Consider the following 19,007-nt stretch of genomic DNA (forward strand, 5'->3'; position numbering starts at 1 on the left):
AGCTTGCCATCCGGCACGTTGAGCAGACCGCGCAGCTCCTCAAGCGTGAACTCTTCCCGTTGCTTGTATTCGAGGCCGATACGACGCTCGATCATCTCATAGAGGCACAGCGCGTATTTCGACTCGAAACAATACATCACCTGCGTCTTGAGGCGGGCATAGACCTCGCTGTTCCGCAATATCTCGATTAGCTCTTCGGGAATCCGGTAGTGAAGAAAGCCGTCCTTTTCGAGGCTTTCGTCGCTCGGGCCGAGAAGCTGGACGCGGCGCTTGTAAGTCTTGCCCGCCTTGCGGATGGTGACGATCGCGATGGTGCCCATCAGGCGCAGCAGCGAGCTTTCGACCCGCTCGTTGCCTTGGTGCGTGCCCTTGAGCGCCGATTTGGCGATGCGGTGGACAATCGGTTCACCGATCCGCTCCCAAGCGTTGGCGATCAGCAGGTTGTAGATGCGGCGATCGGCAAGGGTGAGGGGACTCAGCTCGACAATATCGACCAGCTCGCCGGGCTTGACGATCTCGCCATAATTGGCGGGATCGAACGGGTTGCCGCGCCCCTTTTGCGCCAAGGTGCGGTAGGTCAGATCGACGACGGCGGGCTGTGACGACATAGGCACGTCCAACGGTGAGTAAGAGAAAGTTACCGGCTCACCTTACTGCCAATTGTGAGCTAAGCAAATCCTTTAGCTCCCCGATCAGCGGGGAGGGCCTACCCCAAAACTCACCGACGACCAGGACGGGGGAGACCGCCTACCCGAAAGCTCACCGGACCCCGCCCCAACACTCACTTTAACCGACCCCAAAGCTCACCACAGGCTACCCCGAAACTCACGCGACTCATCCCCAAAGCTCACCTTTCGAGGCGGTTTTCCTCAGAAATCCAACGGTTTCTCGACCCTGAATCTTGAATCTAAGAAGAATCATTGAATCTGAACACGAACGGTGAGTTTTGGGGTAGCCTCACCTGTGGATAAGTCGCAGCTCTAGCAACCGAGGAAGGGAGAAACGGAATCGGCCTAGCGGCCGATACGCCTTCGCTCGTCGCCGGCTACGCCGACGAGGATGCAGCCGACGATCGCACCTCACCACGACCGCCAGCACCAAGCTCAACCGTTCAAATGGCTTTCCAGGGAAGCCAAGCCCGACCGGAAGTGCATCATCGCGACCGAAGGTGTCTAGTCAAACGGTCACAGGAGGCGATTTGTGAGCCGTGGAGCCTCAAAACGGGCAGGGGAGGGATCAGCCGGCCTTCGCTCGACAAACCGTCTCTACGAGGCTCTATCAGGGACCGGTGTGTAAAACCCCGATACGCCAAAGGTGAGGCGATACCCCAAAACTCACTTTTCGCCGCTGCGTTGGCGCGAGTGTATACGCCTATACGGGTATGCCCGCGTCGCGCTTCGTGCTTTCGAGAATCGATCACGCCGGATCGAACCGCCCGGCGAACTCGCGATCGGCATAGTAGCGAAGCTTGGCGGCGATGATCGGGCGTTGCCCGGCGAGGAACAGGAGCTGGCGATCGGGCTTGAGGGTGCGAACCTCATCAGGAGTGAGGAGCGCGCGACCGACATGCTGCTGCCCGTACGAAATCCCGGTCTGCTCCGCGTCGAGCGCGCGGCTCATGGTCTCGAACACGACGGTTTCCTGCCCGGCCAGATCGGAGACGAGCTTGGCGCTGTCCTGATCGTTGACCCCGAACACCTGGAGGACGCCGGCGTTCGACAGGAAGGTGCCGGCGCGCTGCCCGTAGAGCGCGCGGAGCTGGTGAACGTCCTGCAGGATCGGCCAGAGCTGGACGCCGTAACCCGCCATCAGCCCCATCGCACGTTCGACCGGTTCAAGGCGGCCGAGCGCCGCGAACTCGTCGAGCAGGAACAGCACCGGCCAGGGCGGGCGACTCGGCGCGCGCGCCAGCTCGGTCAGGGCTTGCGCCACCATCAGCCGCAGCCAGCGGGCATAGCTGGCAAGCCGGTCGGGCGGCAGCACGAGGAACACCGTCGCGGGCGTATCCTTCAACCCTGCGAACGTGAAATCCGATCGCCCCAGCACCGTCGCCATGCGGGGTGAATCGAGGAAGTGGGTATGGCGTTGCGCGGCCGACAGCACGCCAGCGGCTTCGCGATCGGATTTGCCGAGCTGGCGGTTGGCGGCGCGCGCGACCAGGCCACCTTGTCCTTGCATCGCCGCGAGCTGCGCCGCCAATGCGGTCGGGGCGAGCGTCAGCCGGTCGCGCAGCGTTTCCAGGGTGCGGGTGGCGGGCGGTTCAGTGGTGACGACGTGGAGCAGGATACCGGCGATCAGCGCCTTGGCTTCCTCGTTCCAATGCGCGTCGCCCGCTTCGCCGGGCGCGTCGTGGACCAGCGCATCGGCGAGCGTCATGCAGTCGTCGGCGAGATCGAGGCCGTGCGGGTCGATGCGATCGAGCGGATTGAACGCGGCCGAGGACAGGCCGGTGACGCTGAACGGATCAAGGATATGGACCGCGCCGAACTTGCCGCGCTGGCGCGCAGCGATGCGGGCGTTCTCGCCTTTGGGGTCGATGCAGACGACCGCGAACGGATATTCCAGCAGGTTGGGGATGATCGTGCCGACACCCTTGCCGGTGCGGGTGGGTGCGATCGTCAGCAGATGGGCGGGACCTGCGTAGCGCATCGGCTTGCCGGTCTTCACGTCACGACCGATCAGCAGGCCGTGATCGTCGTTAAGCGCCTGGGCTTCCCCGGCTGTGGCAAAGCGGGCCGAACCATGCGTGTCGGCGCTATCACCATAATCGAACCGGCGAAGCAGGGGCAGGACGAACATCCAGACCATGACCAGGACCACGGCACCGCTGATCCCGAATACGCCAAGCTGAGCGACAGCGCCGTTCTTATCGAGGCCGAAATACCAGATCGCCAGCATCAGCAGGAGGAATAGCGCCACGAACAGCACCATGGCGAACAGGACCACGCCGATGATGTGCCGGGCGAACCGGAAAGGGGCGAGCAAGATGCCGAACAAGGCCCACATCGGGTTGGCACGGGCGGTGCGGGCGAGATTACGGGTGGCGCGCGCAAGGCCCATGCTACTTCCCCAGCGGGAGCGTAATGACCGGGGCGTCGTTACGCTCGGAATATCTCAAGATCAGAATACGATAGCGTTCTGCAAAGGCGAGCACATCAAAAACCCGGTCTCTCCTGATCGCTCGGCTCCAATGCTTGCAGCGTGCGGATCGGAGCAAGCATCCTCGCCAGCGCGTCGGACAGGTCTTGGATGCGACATTCAAGGTCTGCCGCCAGGTCGAACATTTCTTCGGCCATGACCGGATCGGTTTGCGCATCATTGACGAAGCGCATGGCTAACCCGTGCAGGCGCAGCAGGTCGTGCCGCATCTCCGGTGCATTGAAATTATCGCCTTTAAGGTGATCGCGCATCACGTCCAGATCATCCACCGTCCGCAGCAAAGGGCCTGTGTCGAAGGACGCAATCTGTTCATTCCGATCGACGGTTTTGGGCATCATGTCGTCCGTTGAATAGGCGTGATCGATAGAGACCGATCGGCGTCGGGATGATCGAGCAGCCGGAGCAGGATTTGCGAGACGAGGGGAGGGGGCACGCCCTCGTCCAGCATCATCGCGAAGAACGCATCGTCGTTGGGCGTCGGGATCATGTCCTCGATGACCAGGTTAGCGCGCGAGTCCGCCATGTCCTCGTGCCACATGGCGATTTCCGCCGGCGTGCCGCGTACGAAATCCATCGCGCGGACTTGCCTACGGATTGCCTCCATATCGAAATCGCTCATTGCGCTTCGCTCCCTTCAGCTTCCGCATCGAACGCGCGTTTTCCGCGTCTTTTCCACAGCGCCAGCATGTTGCCGGCTTCGTCGCCGCGACCACGCCCGGCAAGATCGAGCAGCGCGCCGTAAAGGGTGGCGCGATCGTCGTCCGTCAGCTCAACCAAGCCGGCTTTCTGGACCAGCCCGCCCAGCTCAATCAGGTGGCGCGTTCGTTCGCGACGCTGCACGACCCAGCCCCTGCTATCCGTTCGCCGTTCCGCCGCTTCCGCCCGCAGCGTTGCCGCCCGGTTCAGTCGCAGCGCCCGATCCGTCGATTGCAGCAGCGCCAGCACCTTTGCGCCCGCGCCGTTGAAAGAAAGCCACGCCCTTCGCGCGCCATGCCTCCTTCGCGCTTGCATCCTTCGATCCAATCGCATCGAGCAGAACACCGGCGAGGGTTTCCGCATCGAGGGCATCAGCTCCGGTCGCGGCGACGAGCTGGCCTAGCTGTTCGACTCGCTTCGCTTTCAAAGCGCGGGCCTTGTCACCCAGCGCTTTCAGCTCGGCGTCGTAATCGCGAACCTTCCGCATCGTTCTCACCTTTCCGCGTATCGGTCAGCAGCATCTTAGCGCATCTGGCATATGGGTAAAGCCGGAACGAGTAGAAAGCGGCACCAAGTCAATCAGGAGATGCGCAGCAGATTGTGAGTGCGCGCTTATACGTCGTTGCCGACGTGCGCTAAGTAGGGCAGTGTGCGGAACGTCATGGCGATCTATCACTTCTCCGCCAAGGTCGTGAGCCGCGCGAACGGATCGAGCGCCGTCGCGAGCGCCGCCTATCGCTCGGCATCGGAGCTGTTCGACGAGCGGCTTGGGCGCGATCACGATTTCAGCAACAAGGCAGGCGTCATCCACTCCGAGGTGATGTTGCCGGAGGGCGCGCCGGAGCGTTTAAACGATCGCTCGACCTTGTGGAACGAGGTGGAGGCGGGCGAGAAGCGCAAGGACGCGCAGCTTGCCCGCGAGGTCGAGTTCTCGATTCCACGCGAGATGAGCGAGAAACAGGGCGTCGCGTTGGCGCAGGACTTCGTGAAGACGCAGTTCGTCGATCGCGGCATGGTCGTGGACCTGAACGTGCATTGGGACAAGGCGAAGGACGGCACGCCGAAACCGCACGCGCATGTCATGCTGGCGATGCGCGACGTGGGGCCGGAGGGGTTCGGCCAGAAGAACCGCGATTGGAACTCGACCGAGCTGTTGAAGGACTGGCGCGAGGCGTGGAGCGCCCACGTCAATGAGCGCATGGCCGAGCTGGGGCTTGAGGGCCGGATCGACCATCGCTCCTATGAGGCGCAGGGGATCGAGCTGGAGCCGCAGCACAAGATCGGCCCGGCGGCATCGCGCAGGCCGGGGCAGGGGCTTGAGGCCGAGCGGATCGAGGATCACGCGCGCATTGCCCGCGAAAACGGCGAGAAGATTATTGCCGATCCCAATGTCGCGTTGGACGCGATCACGCGGCAGCAGGCGACGTTCACCACCCGCGACCTTGCGACGTTCGCGTTCCGGCACAGCGACGGCAAGGATCAGTTCGACCAGGTGATGGGGGCGGTGCGCGCCAGCCCGGAGCTGATCGCATTGGGGAAGGACGGACGCGACCAGGAGCGGTTCACGAGCCGCGACATGATCGCGGTGGAGGCCCGGCTTGAACGCAGCGCCGGCGAGCTTGCCGGGGCCGATCATCACTTCGTCGCCGGCACCCAGGTCTATCGTGCGTTGGAAGCCGCCGAGGGCAGAGGGCTTGTCCTTTCGACCGAGCAGCGCGACGCGCTCGGTCGGATCACCGAACGCGACGGGCTGGCGTCCGTCGTCGGCTACGCCGGCAGCGGCAAGTCGGCGATGCTCGGTGTCGCGCGCGAGGCATGGGAGGAGGCAGGCTACACCGTGCGGGGCGCGGCCTTGTCCGGCATCGCCGCCGAGAATCTTGAGGGCGGGTCCGGCATAACGTCGCGCACGATCGCCAGCCTTGAACACGCATGGGGGCAGGGGCGCGAGCAGCTTGGCCCCAGGGACGTGCTGGTCGTGGACGAGGCCGGCATGATCGGCTCGCGCCAAATGGAGCGGGTGTTGAGCCAGGCGCGCGATGCTGGGGCTAAGGTCGTCATGGTCGGCGACCCCGAGCAGTTGCAGGCGATCGAGGCGGGCGCGGCGTTCCGCAGCGTCACCGAGCGCCACGGCGCAGCCGAGATCACTGAGATACGCCGGCAGCGCGACGACTGGCAGAAGGAGGCGACGCGCTCGCTCGCCACGGGGCGGACGGCCGAGGCGATCCATGCCTATGACGGTCGCGGCATGGTCCATGCGGCCGACACGCGCGAGCTGGCGCGGGGCGAGCTGGTCGACGGTTGGGATCGCCAACGCCAGGCCGAACCGGACAAATCCCGCGTCATTCTCACCCACACCAATGCCGAGGTCCGCGAGCTGAACGAGGAAGCGCGCGGCCGGCTTCGCGCGACCGGCGACCTTGGCGACGACGTGGCGTTCAGCGCCGATCGGGGGTCACGCGACTTCGCGCGCGGCGACCGCTTGATGTTCCTGCGGAACGAGCGGTCGCTGGGGGTGAAGAACGGCACGCTCGGTACGATCGAGCAGGTCAGCCCCGAGGGCATGACCGTCCGGCTGGACGGAGGCCGGAGCGTCGCGTTCGAGGCGAAGGACTATGCCGCGGTCGATCACGGCTATGCGGCGACGTTCCACAAGGCGCAGGGCGTGACGGTCGATCGCGCGCACGTCCTCGCCACCCCCGGCATGGACCGCCACAGCGCCTATGTCGGCCTGTCGCGGCATCGCGACAGCGTGCAGCTTCATTATGGCCGCGACGACTTCGCCGATCAGCGCCAGCTCGTCCGCGCCCTGTCGCGCGACCGGGGCAAGGACATGGCGGGTGACTATGCCGCCGATCGTGGCGACCAGGATCAGGCCCGCGCGTTCGCCGATCGGCGCGAGATCCGGTTCCCGGAACTCGCGCGCCAGGCCGTCGAGAAGGTGCGCGACAAGGCCAAGGGGATGTTCGCCGGGTTCCGGCCGAAATCGACCCCGGAGCAGGCGACGTCGCCAGCGATCGAGCGCGCTCCCACGCCTCACCAGGCGAAGGCGATCGAACGCTATGCGCGCGCCACGGTCGATATAGGCCGGATGGCGGAGAAGGGGTTGCCGGTGCTGGCGCACCAGGAAACGGCGTTGCGACAAGCCGGCGAGGCGCTGGACCGGACCCGCTACCAGGGCGCGCGCGACCTCGCTTCCGCGTTCGAGCGCGATCCGCGTCTCGCGCGCGACGCGGCGGCGGGCGATACCCGTGGCGCATCACGCGCGATGGCCGAGGAAGCGCGGGTGCGGACCGCCCCGGAGCTTCGTGCCGGCCGGTTCATGGAACGCTGGCGGGCGCTGGAGGCCGAGCGCGGCGATAGCGGCACCGGCCCGGCGGCCGACCGCATGGCCGAAATGGTCAACGGACTCCGCGACGACCCGGCGTTGCGCGTGGAGCTGGAGCGGCGCGCGCCCGAGTTGGGGCTGGGCCGGGACCGCACGCCGTCGATCGAGAAGATGCTGGAGCGGTCGATCGAGATCGACCGCGACCGGCAGCGGGATCGCGGCCTGAGCCGATAGGGAACGGGAATGACGGACGACAGCGAGGACCAGGCGGCACAGGCGTTCGAGACCCTTCGCGCGGAAGTGTCGTTGATGCGCCGCGCGGTCGAACGGCTGGCGGCCGAGCGCGCCGAGGTGCCGGACGTGCCGGACTATTCCGAGACGCTGGGCGTCATCTCGCGCAATCTCTCCGCGACCGCGCAGCGGGTCGATGCGCTGGTGAAGAGTCCGGCCTTGTCGCTCACGCCCGAGGAAACCGGCCGGCAGATCGACGCTGCCAGCTTCGCAGGCCGCAGGGAGGATCATCGCCTGTTCCTCGCTGCCAAGCAGGGGATGGACGAGGTGGCGGCACGGCTTGGCCGGCATCTGCAATCCGACATCGCGGCCGGGGAGCAGCGGCGTCGGCTCGGCTATGCCGGTCTGATCGGGCTGGTGGCGGGCATGGCGCTATGGGCGATCCTTCCCGGCGGACTCGCGCGCGCCATGCCGGAGAGCTGGCATTGGCCGGAGCGGATGGCGGCGCGCACGCTTGGGCTGCCGATGTGGGATGGCGGGCAGCGGTTGATGGCCGTCGCCGCTCCCGATGCCTGGCGCGGGATCACCGGAGCCGCCACCCTGGCGCGCGACAATCGCGACGCGATCGGCGCGTGCCGCACCGCCGCCGCGAGGGCGAAGAAGGCGGTGCGTTGCACGATCGAGGTCAAGGCGGAGGAATGAGGATGGAGTCTCCCGAGCTTGACCGGGACGCGCTGTTGACGCTGCTCGACCGGATGCTTCGCGCCGAGGCGGTGACGGACGCGCCACCAGCGGCCGAGCGCGGCAACTGGCTATACGGCAGCGCCGGGTTCACCGAACCCGACGAGCATGGCTGGATGGCACCCCTTCCCTCGACCGAAATGTGGGTGCCACGGGCCTTGGTGTTTTGGCGCATGGCGATCCTGTCGGATGCGCCGGTCAGCGACGAGCAGATGCGCGACCCTCGCCATTCGCTGGTTCGCTGGCCGGCGATCGAGCGAGCGGTGAAAGTCTATGTCGCCGAAGTCTGTCGAGAACACCGAAGACCCAGAGCGACTTTCTTAGGCTAAACGGCTAACATTTAGACGCTCGCTAACGTCACTCGGCGGGCGCGGGGTCGAGCGCCCGCGTCCCCTTGCGCCGATTGAGCGAGAAGCCGGCGACGATGGCGAGCGCCATGAGGAGCTGGGCGACAATGGATTGCCAGGTGGGGAACACGCCCAGCATCGACAGGCGGGGCGCATCGGCGATCGGGGCTATGTCGATGATACCGGCCTCTTGCAGCGCCGCCACGCCCTTGCCGGCGAGCACGACCGTCAGCCCCGCCATCAACCACGAGCTATAGGCGAAGAACTTGGCGATCGGGAGCTGGCGGCTGTAGCGCAGCATGGCCCAGGCGATGACGCCGAGAACCGCGACGGCCGTGCCGGCGCCGGCGAGCAGCGCGCCGCCATTCCCTTGCGTCCATAGCGCCGCGTAGAACAGGATCGTCTCGAAGACCTCCCGATAGACCACCACGAACGCGAGCCCGAACAGGAACCAGGCGGAGCGGCCGGACAGCGCGTGCATCATCTTCTCCCGAATGTAGCGCTGCCATTGATCGGCTTGCGCCTTGCCGTGCATCCATATCCCGACCGAGAGCAGGACCACGGCCGCGAACAGCGAGCCGAACCCTTCCGTCAGCTCCCGGCTCGCGCCGCTAATCCCGATCGCGTAGGTGGCAACCACCCACGTCAGCAGGCCGGCGGCGAGCGCCCCGGCCCAGCCGCCATGCACATAGGGGAGCACTTCCGATCGCTCCGCTTTCCGCAGGAACGCGATCATCGCGACGACGATGAGCAAGGCTTCCAGCCCTTCGCGCAGCAGGATCGTGAACGCCCCCAGGAACGTCGAGGCGGTGCTCGATGCGCCGGGGGCCAGCGCCGCTTCGGCATCGTCAAAGAGCCCGTTCAGCACGAGGGCGCGGTTCGCCAGATCGTCGGGCGCGGCCCCATGATCGACCGCCGCGCGATATTCGCCCATCGCGCCCTCGATCCGGTTCAGCAGCGTCGCGTCGCGCGCGCCCAGCGTCGGTTCGACCGGCTCGAACCCGTCGAGATAGGCCGACAGCGCCAGTTCCTTGGCGGCGCGACGATCGCCCTTGCGGGCGGCGTCGAGACTTGCCGCCAGCTTCTGGCGAACGAGGGAGAGCGACGCCGGAGCCTGTTCGATCACGGCTTCCGGGTGGCGGCGCAGATACGCCATGACCGCCAGCCCTCGCTCTTCGCCGATTCCGTTCGCGAGCGAGGCGGGCGTGAGGCCCACGAGCGTTTTCAGGTCGGGAACGCGCTGGCGCAGCGAGGAATCGGCCTTCCATAGCCGTTCGCCTTCGCGCGCCTGTTCATCGGTAAGCGCGAAGCTCCCCGCGCGGAACGCCAGCGCCCAGCGATCCCCGCTCGGCAGATCGGCGAAGCTCTGCATTGCCGTCCCGTCGATGCCTTGGGTGATGACCTGATAGAGCGCGAACACGCTGCGCTGGCGCGCGCGGTCCGCGTCGGTGAATGCGATCGGCGGTGTGGTGAGCTTGGCGGCGTTCGGGCCGTGCCCGTCCCCGGTCGCGCCGTGGCAGGCGGCGCAGGTGGAACCGAACAGGGCCGCGCCCCGCGCGAAATCAGGAGGCGAAGCCGGCGCGAGGGGTACGGGATAGGCTTGCAGCAGATCGGCCGCCAACCGGTGCGCGAGCGTCGCAACCTCTTGGGGCGTGCCCTTGCGGGCGATCAAGCCTTGCAGGCGCGCAGCGCCCGCGAGCAGCGCCGCGCGTTCGGGATTGGCCGGCAGCGTCGCGAGCCGCGACGACACGGAACCCGCGAACTCCGTCATTTCGGCATATTCCGACGCGCTCTTGATCCGACCGCCTTCGACCGCCCCGCCATAATCGACCGCCATATAGTCGAGCAGTCGCCACGCGGTTTGCACATCCCCGGTATCGGCCATTGCACTGGTCGGGATCAAAAGCAGCGTCAGCGACGCGACCAACCCGAGTGCGGACTTGAGCAGCGCGGCAGTGAGTGAGGATCGGCTGACTTGCTTTCAGATTCACGCATACGGTCCTTGTGCGAAGGACTCTCATTAGCAGGAGTTGCGTGTATTTACAACGATAGGCTACCCCCCTATATTACGCGAGTATAAGGGAGGCCATTGTGGCGCATACGATCCGTGAAAAGTCGAAGCTGATCGCCCGCGTGCGCCGCATTCGAGGCCAGGTCGAAGCGGTTGAACGCGCCTTAGAGGCTGAAACCGGCTGCGCCGACGTGCTCCAGCTTATCGCCTCCGTGCGAGGCGCGATGAACGGCCTGATGGCCGAAGTCATGGAAGACCACATTCGATTGCACGTCGTCGATCCTGCGCACGAAGCCGACCCCGACCGGGCTCGGGGTGCGGAAGAGCTGATCGACGTCGTGCGGACCTATTTGAAGTGAGAGGATGACGAGCATGGCCGATCTAGCGAGCCGCGATAGCGCAACCTTGGCCGACCAGGCCGAAGCGCGCACCACCGCGCCAGCGGCGCTGAACGACGCTCCGCACGCGCATGGTAGCCATGACCATCACCGCCACGGGCATGACGACCACGACCACGACCACGAAGACGGGCACGACCACGAGCATCCGTTCGAGTGGCAGGAAGCCGTTCGCATCGGATTTGTCGCGCTTGCCGCAGCGCTCGTCTGGTTTCGTGCTTGGGAGCCATTCGCCGCCGTTAGCGTGATCGGCGTCGCGGGCCTCCTTGTCGGCGGTTGGCCGATCGTAAAGGAAGCTTTCGAGAACATCCTCCAGCGCCGCATGACGATGGAGCTGTCGATGACGATCGCCATCGTCGCGGCGGCGGCGATCGGCCAGTTCTTCACAGCGCTGGTCATCACGCTGTTCGTGCTCGTCGCTGAGGTATTGGAGGGCCTGACGGTCGGGCGCGGCCGCAAGGCGATTCGCGACTTGCTGGAGTTTCTGCCCAGCGAGGTTTCGGTCCGCCGCACCGGTTCAATCCGCACTATCTCCGCCAATGAGCTCAGCATCGGCGACGCCATCCTTGTCGCGCCCGGCGGACGCATCCCCGTGGACGGCGCGGTGCTGTCGGGACATTCCTTCGTCGATGAGTCCCGCATTACCGGCGAGTCGATGCCGGTCGAGAAGGTCGAGGGCCGGCCCGTCTTCGCCGGCTCGATCAACCAGTCGGGCGCACTTGAAGTGCGGGCCGAACGCATCGGCCGAGATACGAGCTACGGCAAGATCATCGAGGCGGTAGAGCGGGCCGAGCGTTCGCGCGCGCCGGTTCAGCGGCTCGCCGATCGCATGGCGGGCTATCTCGTTTATTTCGCGATCGGCGCGGCGGTTCTGACCTATCTGATCACGCAGAACATCACATCGACGATCTCCGTCATCATCGTCGCGGGCGCCTGCGGCATCGCGGCCGGAACCCCGCTCGCGATCCTTGGCGGCATCGGCCGTTCCGCACGCCTTGGCGCGATCATCAAGGGCGGTGTTCATCTGGAGACGCTGGGCAAGGTCGATACCGTAGTGCTCGACAAGACCGGCACGCTGACCTTTGGCCGGCCCGAGGTGCAGGCGATCGTGCCCGTTGCCGGCGTCTCGCTCGAAGAGGTTCTGGATGCGGCAGCGTCAGCCGAGCTGCGTTCCGAGCACCCGCTCGGCAAGGCGATCGTCGCCCACGCGCAGAGCAAGGGTTGCAGCGTCGTAGAGCCGGAGCACTTCGCCTACACGCCAGGGCGGGGCATCACCGCGCAGGTTGGCGGTTCGACGGTGCTGGTCGGCAACCTGCTCTGGATGAAGGAAAAGAAGGTCGCGATCCCCAGCTCGCTTAGCCACGGGGTAGAAGCCGCATCCGAGGTCTATGTCGCGCGTGATGGCGCGCTGCTCGGTGCGGTGGCCGTAGCGGACACGGTTCGGCCCGAAGCCAAGCGGGCGATCGAAGCACTGAATGCGATGAAAATCCGGACCATACTGCTCACGGGCGACGCCATGCCTGTTGCTCAGGCGGTTGGAAAAAGCCTTGGCATTACGGAGATCGAAGCAGGGCTGCTGCCCGAGAACAAGCTCGATCGCATCCAAGCCCTCGTCCGTCAGAAGCGCACGGTGGCGATGGTCGGAGACGGGGTCAACGACGCGCCCGCGCTGGCCGAGGCGAGCGTCGGCATTGCGATGGGATCGGGCACTGACGTTGCGCAGGAGAGCGCGGACGTGGTGTTGCTTGGCAACGATTTGGTCCGGTTGGTCGACACGCTCAAGGTCGCGCGCCGCACCCGTGGGATAATCTGGCAGAACTTCGCGGGCACGATCATCGTCGATCTGGCGGGCATTATCCTCGCGTCGGTCGGACTGCTCAATCCGCTGCTTGCGGCCTTCATCCACGTCGTTTCCGAACTGACCTTCATCCTCAATTCGGCCCGGCTGCTCCCGCAGCGGTCGCAAGCCGGCGAGGCGCGCACGACGGCCGCCCCCATGTCACAAGGCAAGCCTGTCGGGGCGCACCTGTGAGCACGGATTCGCCCTGCATCGACATGTGCGGCATGGATCGCCGAAGCGGCTGGTGCAGGGGATGCGGGCGCACCGCCCCGGAAATACGCGCGTGGCGGAAGATGCAGCCTGGCACCCGCAAAATGGTTCTCAAGGATATAAAGCGTCGGCTACAGCGCCTGATGGATCAGGGTAGAGCGCAGGAAGTCACCTCGAACGCTCATCCCGGAACCAGCCACCTCGGCGCGCGAGGCTTCTCGCCGCGCGCCGCAAGCCAATCGGCAGCGTCACCCGACGCAGCATCCTGTGCGCCCATTGAGACCAGGGGAACGTAGTCGGCACCTTCGGGCCGACGAGCCCTAAGACCGCGCTCGGCCGCTGCTCATTGTATCTGCTCGCTCATTTTCCCGTTTCCTTCAGATAGTCGGGCCGTTCTCCGGCTGGACATCAGCCGCGACGCCCAGGCGGTGATCGCCGGCAACACCAGCAAGGTCAGCGCCGTCGAGGTAATGAGTCCGCCGATGACGACCGTCGCCAGCGGCCGTTGCACTTCAGCGCCGGTGCCGGTCGCGAGCGCCATCGGCACGAATCCGAGCGAGGCTACCAACGCCGTCATCAGCACCGGCCGCACGCGCTCCATCGCCCCGTCGATGATCGCCTTATCCTCGTCCTCGCCGTCCTCACGGTGTTTTCGGATCGCGCCCATCATCACGAGTCCGTTGAGCACGGCCACGCCCGACAGCGCGATGAACCCGACCGCCGCGGTGATCGAGAACGGAATGCTGCGCAGCAGCAGCGCGAAGACGCCGCCCGCCAGCGCCATGGGCACGGCCGAGAACACGATCGCCGCCGGCACCAAGCCGCCGAGCGCCATGTAGAGCAGCCCGTAGATCGCCAGGAAACAGATCGGCACCACGATCATCAGGCGCAGCCGCGCCGATTGCAGACTCTCGAAGGTGCCGCCCCAGCCCGTGTACATTCCCGGGGGGAGCTGCATGGCTCCGATCTTCGCTTCCGCGTCTTTGACGAAGCTGCCGAGGTCGCGGCCGCGCACATTGACCTGGACGATCACCATGCGCTTGCCGTTCTCGCGGCTGATCTGATTCAACCCCTGAGTGTAGCTGAACCGCGCCACCTCGCGCAGCGGGATCGAGCGCGCCGTCTGCCCTTCAGCCGTCGGCAGCATCACCGGGATCGCGCCCAGCGTCTCCAAATCGTCGCGTTGCGCGTCGGGGAGGCGGACCACCACCGAAAAGCGGCGATCCCCCTCGAACAGCAGCCCCGCCTCACGCCCGCCGAGCGCGGTCGACATGGTGTTCGCCACCTCCTCGACCGACAGCCCATAGCGGCCGGCCGCCTGCCGATCGACCTGGACGTCGAACGTCGGCGCGCCCGAGGTCTGTTCGGCGCTGACATCGCCCGCACCCGGGATGGTGCGGACCGCCGCGGCAATGCGTTGCGCCTGCGCGCTCATCGCTTCGAGATCGTCGCCGTAGAGCTTGATGGCGACGTCCGCGCGAACGCCGGCGATCAGCTCGTTGAACCGCATCTGGATCGGCTGCTGGATCTCCGTCCGGTTGCCGATAAGCAACTTCATCCGCTCCTCAATGCGGCGGATGATATCCTCGTTGCTCTTCACCTCGTCGGGCCACTGGTCCTTCGGCTTCGGGATGACGTAGGTGTCCGAGGCATTGGGCGGCATGGGATCGGTTCCGAGGTCGGCGTTGCCGTTCTTCGAGAAGACCAGCGCCACTTCCGGCAGCGTCTTCAAGGCGTCCTCGATCCGCATCTGCATCCCGGTCGACTGGTCGATTGACGCCGAGGGAACGCGGAAGTTGGTGACGGTGATGTCGCCCTCGTTAAGCTGCGGCATGAACTCCTCGCCGAGCAGGCCGAAGGCCAGCACCGCTGCGGCGAACATCCCGACGCCCCCAAGGATGAAGGGCATCGGCCGCTCGACCGCCTTGCGCAGGATGGGCGCATATTTCTCCTTGAACCAGCGGATCGGCCTCACCTCCGTCTCGCTGACCCGGCCCTTCACCACGATCGCGATCATCGCCGGCACGAAGGTCAGCGACAGCACGAAGGCCGACGCCAGCGCCAGCATCAGGGTGATCGCCATCGGCGCGAAGGTCTTGCCCTCCACCCCCTGGAAGGTGAGCAGCGGCACGAAGACGAGGAAGATGATGAGCTGACCATAGACGGTCGGCCGGATCATCTCCTGCGCCGCACCGACCACTTCGCTCAGCCGCTCGCGAAGGCTCAATAGACGGCCTTCATGCTCCTGTCGTTCGGCGAGACGACGCAGCGTGTTCTCGACGATGATAACCGCACCATCAACGATCAGCCCGAAATCGAGCGCGCCGAGGCTCATCAGGTTCCCCGACACGCCAAGCCCGTTCATGCCCGCCGCGGTCATCAACATGGTGATGGGGATGACGGTCGCGGTGATGAGCGCGGCGCGGACGTTGCCGAGCAGCAGGAACAACACGACGATGACCAGCAGCGCGCCTTCGATCAGATTCTTTTCCACCGTCGCGATGGTCGCGTTCACCAGCTTCGAGCGGTTATAGACCGGCTCCGCGAAGACGTCGGGCGGAAGCGCCTTGTTGATTTCGACCAGCTTGTCGGCAACGCTGGTCGCGACGATCCGGCTGTTCTCTCCTACCCGCATCAACACCGTCGAGATGACGGCTTCCGACCCCATGCGGCTTCCCGAGCCGGTGCGAACCGCACCGCCGATGACGACCTGGCCGACGTCCTTGACCCGCACGGGAACGCCGTTGCGGGTCGCGACGACCGCCTCCTGAATATCCTCGATCGACTTCAATCGCGCGTCGGCGCGAACGAGGAAGCTCTCGCCCGCGCGCCGCACATAGTTCGACCCCGCCGACAGGTTCGCCCGCTCCATCGCGTCGGCCAGCTCGGTGATCGAGAGGCCATAGGAGGCGAGCGCATTGAGGTTGGGTTCGATCAGGTATTGCTTGACGTATCCGCCATTGGAATCGACCCCGGCAACGCCGGCCACATTACGCATCTGCGGCCGGATGATCCAGTCCTGCACCGTGCGCAGATACGCCGCCCTCGCCAGTTCGGTCGTCAGCTGCTCGCCTTCCGGCGTCAGATAGCTACCGTCCGATTGCCAGCCCGGCTTGCCGTCGACATACACAGTCGCCTTGCCGTCAGGGTGGCGATAGGCGACCGAGTAGAAGAAAATCTCGCCGAGCCCGGTGCTGAGCGGCCCGAGGTTGGGTTGCACGCCCGCCGGAAGGCTGTCCTTCGCTTGGCTAAGCCGCTCCGTCACTTGCTGCCGCGCGAAGTAGATATCGGTCGCGTCGGTGAAGACGGCCGTGATCTGGCTGAAGCCGTTCCGCGAGATCGAGCGCGTCATTTCCAGGCCGGGGATGCCGGCCAGCGCGGTTTCGACCGGGTAAGTCACCTGCTTTTCGATATCGACCGGCCCCAGCGTCGGCACGAAGGCGCTGATCTGGACCTGCCGGTTGGTGACGTCGGGCACGGCGTCGATGGGCAGCTTGGTGATCTGCCACGCCCCCAAGACGACGACGAGCAGCGTCAGGAACGCTACCAGCCAGCGCATCCGGACGGAAAGCGAGAGGATGCCGGCGATCATTGCGCGGACTCCTTCTCGAGCTCGGCCTTGAGCAGGAAGGCATTGGCGGTCGCGATAGGCGTGCCGACAGTGAGGCCATCGATGATGCCGACCATGCCGCTCGACCGCGCACCGAGTTTGACGGCTTGCGCGCGGAAACCGCCGCGCGTGCGAACGAACACGACGCTCTGGTCGCCGAGCGATTGAATCGCATCTTGTGGCACCATCACGCCATGAGGCGTGGCCCCGCCACTGGCGAAGATGCGGGCCTGAACGAGCTGGCCAGGCAAAAGAACGCTGCTCCCCGCGGTGGGGGTGACGACGACCGTCGCGGCGCGTGACCGCGGATCGACTACGCCGGTCGCCGAGCGGACCCGGCCCTGGATCATCTGTCCGTCGTTGGTCACCAACTCGACACGATCGCCCGTGCGAACCCTGGTGGCATCAGCAGGCGGCACGTTAGCGGTAATCTGGAGTCGGCTCGGATCGACGATGCGGAACAACTCAGCCTCGGCCGCGACGAACTGGCCGAGCGCAGCGCTTGCGCTCGTTAAGCGTCCCGATACCGGACTGACGACCGCGACCGAGCGCCCGTCGCCGATCACGCCCGCTGCCCCCGCCGCGGCGCTCGCACGCTGCGCGTCGGCCTGAGCGACCGCGAGATTCGCCTGTGCGGTTTCATAGTCGGCCCGTGGGCTCACACCTTGACCCAGAAGCGTGCGTTCGCGCGCGAGCTGGCGGCTCGCCAGCGTGACCCGCGCCGCTGCTGCTGCGCGATCGGCCGCGATCTGCGAGGCGTCGCGGCTTTCGACCAGTGCGAGCGTCTGCCCGGCGCGAACGGGATCGCCGATCCGCACGAAAATGCGCGTCACCGTGCCAGGTGCGCGGGCCGTCAGCACCGCTTCCGCATCAGGCGCAGCATCGACCGTTGCCGATGCGAGGACCGCCGCATCCAGCTCCCCGGCCGCGGCAGGAGCAACCGTAATTCCGGAAGCGGCAACCGCTTGAGGTGGCATCGCCACGATCGTGTTGGGCTTGGTTTTCGCTGCCGTATCGGCCGTAGCAACCGGAGCGGGTGGCGGAGCCTGGGTGACGCGCGCGACACCGAAGCCGAGTGCGGCAGCGGCGACGAGGCCCACGGCTGCGCCGGCATAAAGACGATTTTTATCGGTCATTGAACCGGTTCTCCGGTGATGGTGAGGCCCTGTAGGCGGGCCAGATTGGCGCGAGCGTCGAGGCGGCCGGCTTCGGCATCGAGGAGCGTGCCCCGTGCCAGGCCAAGGCTGCGCCGCGCTGCGATAAGTTCGATCAGTGGCGACTTGCCCGCCTCATAGGCGAGGCGCGCGAGCCGATAGCCCTCATTGGCGGTCGCCAGCGTCCGTTCGGCTGCCGCGGCGCGCTGGTCAGCCGCCTCGACGAGCGCCAGCCCGGCGCGCACGCCGGTTTCGGCATCGAGCCGCGCCGTAGCCGCCCGCGCTTCGGCACCTTGCAGATCGGCGCGCGCCGCAGCGACGTTGCCCCGATTACGGTCGAAGAAGGGTAGCGGGACGGCAATACCGGCGACGATTGCCGGGCCGCTCGCTACCCGGAGCTGGCGCACGCCGACTTGCGCGGTGACGTTGGGAATGGCGAGGCGCTGTTGCACCGTCACCGCCCGCGCCGCGGCTTCGCGCTCGGCTTCCGCCACGCGCACAGTTGTCGCCTGCATCGGATCGATCGGCCCGATCACGGGCTTCGCCTTCAACCGATCGAGGAGCGATTCCGAGATGCCGGTGAACGACGTCGGGACGCCCGCCAGCGCCGACAGGCGCGCCAGCGCGACGGTTTGCTGCGCGCGGGCCGTCTCCAGCTCGGCCTGGATCGTGTTGAGTTCGGTTTCGGCCTGGAGCTGTCGCAGCCGGGCTTCTTTTCCCGCGCCGACGAGAGCGCGTGCGACCGCCAAGTCCTCGCCGGCCTCGTCAACCTGGCTTTGCGCGACACCGATCCGACGTTCGGCGATCTCGGCACCGGCATAGGCGCGCGCCAGCTCGGTCGCATAGGCAAGGCGTCCGTCAAGTCCGCGCGCCTGTGCGGCAACGATGCCGGCCTCCCCGGCTGCGATCCGTGCCGATCGCTTGCCGCCGAGTTCGAGCGGCTGATCGATCTGGAATGTCGTCTGTTGCTGGTCGGTCGCGTTCCGGGAGCGGTCGCCGATGAAGTTCTCGGCATCGACACTGAGCGAAGGGTTCGGACGCGCGCGCGCTTGGAGGGCTAAGCCCTCAGCGCGCGCGACATCTGCATCGAGCGCCGTGACCCGAGGTGTATCGCGCGCTTGGCGCAGAAGTTGTGCGAAAGGGGGCGCGGTCTGCGACCACGCCGTGCCCGCGGGCAGCAGCGCCGCGAGCGTGCCGATCAGCGCAAGCGTGCGCTGACGGCCATGTTTGCCGTTCATTCCTATAATCCTCCGGGGGGTGAACCTGCGACGCTCGCGCGCCAGCT

Annotated in this window: 16 protein-coding genes; 6 read left to right on the top strand and 10 right to left on the bottom strand. The window is 66.2% G+C overall.

From position 1 onward, the window contains the following. From AC1MLZ_RS25275 to AC1MLZ_RS25300, 6 genes are all read right to left on the bottom strand, one after another. Positions 1–608: RepB family plasmid replication initiator protein (locus tag AC1MLZ_RS25275; RefSeq protein WP_480962528.1), on the bottom strand; the 608-nt coding region annotated here is incomplete at its 3' end. Between the two features lie 808 nt (positions 609–1,416). Then, on the bottom strand, positions 1,417–3,060 hold the full coding sequence (locus AC1MLZ_RS25280; protein ID WP_480962529.1) for a type IV secretory system conjugative DNA transfer family protein: 1,644 nt from the start codon (positions 3,058–3,060) through the stop codon (positions 1,417–1,419). A 95-nt stretch (positions 3,061–3,155) separates the two neighbouring features. Further along, a complete protein-coding gene (locus tag AC1MLZ_RS25285; RefSeq protein WP_159513438.1) occupies positions 3,156–3,497 on the bottom strand; it encodes a transposase in 342 nt (113 codons plus the stop codon). Next, positions 3,494–3,778, bottom strand: coding sequence for a hypothetical protein (locus AC1MLZ_RS25290; protein ID WP_159513437.1), 285 nt, complete (start codon positions 3,776–3,778; stop codon positions 3,494–3,496). The genes AC1MLZ_RS25285 and AC1MLZ_RS25290 overlap by 4 nt, the downstream gene beginning before the upstream one ends. Next, complete coding sequence (locus AC1MLZ_RS25295) at positions 3,775–3,999, bottom strand: conjugal transfer protein TraD (RefSeq protein WP_133192513.1); 225 nt, start codon at positions 3,997–3,999, stop codon at positions 3,775–3,777. The genes AC1MLZ_RS25290 and AC1MLZ_RS25295 overlap by 4 nt, the downstream gene beginning before the upstream one ends. A gap of 13 nt (positions 4,000–4,012) precedes the next feature. Beyond that, entirely contained in the window at positions 4,013–4,342 is a 330-nt protein-coding gene (locus AC1MLZ_RS25300; RefSeq protein WP_159513436.1) for a conjugal transfer protein TraD, read from the bottom strand. Between the two features lie 174 nt (positions 4,343–4,516). Here AC1MLZ_RS25300 and traA point away from each other — a divergent pair, with 174 nt between their 5' ends. From traA to AC1MLZ_RS25315, 3 genes are read left to right on the top strand one after another with little or no spacing between them, the layout of a single operon-like run. Beyond that, positions 4,517–7,414, top strand: a complete 2,898-nt coding sequence (gene traA, locus AC1MLZ_RS25305) for a Ti-type conjugative transfer relaxase TraA (RefSeq protein ID WP_480962530.1) — start codon at positions 4,517–4,519, stop codon at positions 7,412–7,414. Between the two features lie 9 nt (positions 7,415–7,423). After that, positions 7,424–8,113 carry a DUF6118 family protein gene (locus tag AC1MLZ_RS25310; protein ID WP_480962531.1) on the top strand — a complete coding sequence of 230 codons (690 nt, stop codon included), beginning with the start codon at positions 7,424–7,426 and terminating at the stop codon, positions 8,111–8,113. 2 nt (positions 8,114–8,115) lie between these two features. Next, the gene (locus tag AC1MLZ_RS25315; RefSeq protein ID WP_380773427.1) at positions 8,116–8,481 is read left to right on the top strand and encodes a hypothetical protein; all 366 of its coding nucleotides are present in this window, start codon (positions 8,116–8,118) and stop codon (positions 8,479–8,481) included. A gap of 28 nt (positions 8,482–8,509) precedes the next feature. On the opposite strand, the gene AC1MLZ_RS25320 is transcribed toward AC1MLZ_RS25315, so the two are convergent. Continuing rightward, complete coding sequence (locus AC1MLZ_RS25320) at positions 8,510–10,447, bottom strand: FTR1 family protein (protein ID WP_480962535.1); 1,938 nt, start codon at positions 10,445–10,447, stop codon at positions 8,510–8,512. Positions 10,448–10,590: 143 nt separating this feature from the next. On the opposite strand from AC1MLZ_RS25320, the gene AC1MLZ_RS25325 reads away from it, so the two are divergent. From AC1MLZ_RS25325 to AC1MLZ_RS25335, 3 genes are read left to right on the top strand one after another with little or no spacing between them, the layout of a single operon-like run. Further along, positions 10,591–10,869 carry a metal/formaldehyde-sensitive transcriptional repressor gene (locus AC1MLZ_RS25325; RefSeq protein WP_380773429.1) on the top strand — a complete coding sequence of 93 codons (279 nt, stop codon included), beginning with the start codon at positions 10,591–10,593 and terminating at the stop codon, positions 10,867–10,869. A 13-nt stretch (positions 10,870–10,882) separates the two neighbouring features. After that, on the top strand, positions 10,883–12,940 hold the full coding sequence (locus AC1MLZ_RS25330) for a heavy metal translocating P-type ATPase (protein WP_380773431.1): 2,058 nt from the start codon (positions 10,883–10,885) through the stop codon (positions 12,938–12,940). Positions 12,941–12,972: 32 nt separating this feature from the next. Continuing rightward, positions 12,973–13,254, top strand: a complete 282-nt coding sequence (locus AC1MLZ_RS25335; RefSeq protein WP_480962536.1) for a DUF1289 domain-containing protein — start codon at positions 12,973–12,975, stop codon at positions 13,252–13,254. Between the two features lie 47 nt (positions 13,255–13,301). On the opposite strand, the gene AC1MLZ_RS25340 is transcribed toward AC1MLZ_RS25335, so the two are convergent. The 3 genes from AC1MLZ_RS25340 to AC1MLZ_RS25350 are packed head-to-tail and all read right to left on the bottom strand — an operon-like array spanning position 13,302 to position 18,960. Next, complete coding sequence (locus AC1MLZ_RS25340) at positions 13,302–16,550, bottom strand: efflux RND transporter permease subunit (protein ID WP_380773435.1); 3,249 nt, start codon at positions 16,548–16,550, stop codon at positions 13,302–13,304. After that, complete coding sequence (locus tag AC1MLZ_RS25345; protein ID WP_380773437.1) at positions 16,547–17,704, bottom strand: efflux RND transporter periplasmic adaptor subunit; 1,158 nt, start codon at positions 17,702–17,704, stop codon at positions 16,547–16,549. The genes AC1MLZ_RS25340 and AC1MLZ_RS25345 overlap by 4 nt, the downstream gene beginning before the upstream one ends. Further along, positions 17,701–18,960, bottom strand: a complete 1,260-nt coding sequence (locus tag AC1MLZ_RS25350) for a TolC family protein (RefSeq protein ID WP_380773439.1) — start codon at positions 18,958–18,960, stop codon at positions 17,701–17,703. Before AC1MLZ_RS25350 ends, AC1MLZ_RS25345 begins: the two co-directional genes overlap by 4 nt. Positions 18,961–19,007 lie beyond the last annotated feature (47 nt).

It is taken from the genome of Sphingomonas sp. PEI4 (assembly GCF_056679955.1).

Excerpts from the sequence above, each read along its gene's own strand:
- AC1MLZ_RS25280 (WP_480962529.1), bottom strand. The coding sequence starts at position 3,060 with ATGGGCCTTGCGCGCGCCACCCGTAATCTCGCCCGCACCGCCCGTGCC.
- AC1MLZ_RS25285 (WP_159513438.1), bottom strand. The coding sequence starts at position 3,497 with ATGATGCCCAAAACCGTCGATCGGAATGAACAGATTGCGTCCTTCGAC.
- AC1MLZ_RS25290 (WP_159513437.1), bottom strand. The coding sequence starts at position 3,778 with ATGAGCGATTTCGATATGGAGGCAATCCGTAGGCAAGTCCGCGCGATG.
- AC1MLZ_RS25300 (WP_159513436.1), bottom strand. The coding sequence starts at position 4,342 with ATGCGGAAGGTTCGCGATTACGACGCCGAGCTGAAAGCGCTGGGTGAC.
- traA (WP_480962530.1), top strand. The coding sequence starts at position 4,517 with ATGGCGATCTATCACTTCTCCGCCAAGGTCGTGAGCCGCGCGAACGGA.
- AC1MLZ_RS25310 (WP_480962531.1), top strand. The coding sequence starts at position 7,424 with ATGACGGACGACAGCGAGGACCAGGCGGCACAGGCGTTCGAGACCCTT.
- AC1MLZ_RS25315 (WP_380773427.1), top strand. The coding sequence starts at position 8,116 with ATGGAGTCTCCCGAGCTTGACCGGGACGCGCTGTTGACGCTGCTCGAC.
- AC1MLZ_RS25330 (WP_380773431.1), top strand. The coding sequence starts at position 10,883 with ATGGCCGATCTAGCGAGCCGCGATAGCGCAACCTTGGCCGACCAGGCC.
- AC1MLZ_RS25335 (WP_480962536.1), top strand. The coding sequence starts at position 12,973 with ATGGATCGCCGAAGCGGCTGGTGCAGGGGATGCGGGCGCACCGCCCCG.
- AC1MLZ_RS25340 (WP_380773435.1), bottom strand. The coding sequence starts at position 16,550 with ATGATCGCCGGCATCCTCTCGCTTTCCGTCCGGATGCGCTGGCTGGTA.
- AC1MLZ_RS25345 (WP_380773437.1), bottom strand. The coding sequence starts at position 17,704 with ATGACCGATAAAAATCGTCTTTATGCCGGCGCAGCCGTGGGCCTCGTC.
- AC1MLZ_RS25350 (WP_380773439.1), bottom strand. The coding sequence starts at position 18,960 with ATGAACGGCAAACATGGCCGTCAGCGCACGCTTGCGCTGATCGGCACG.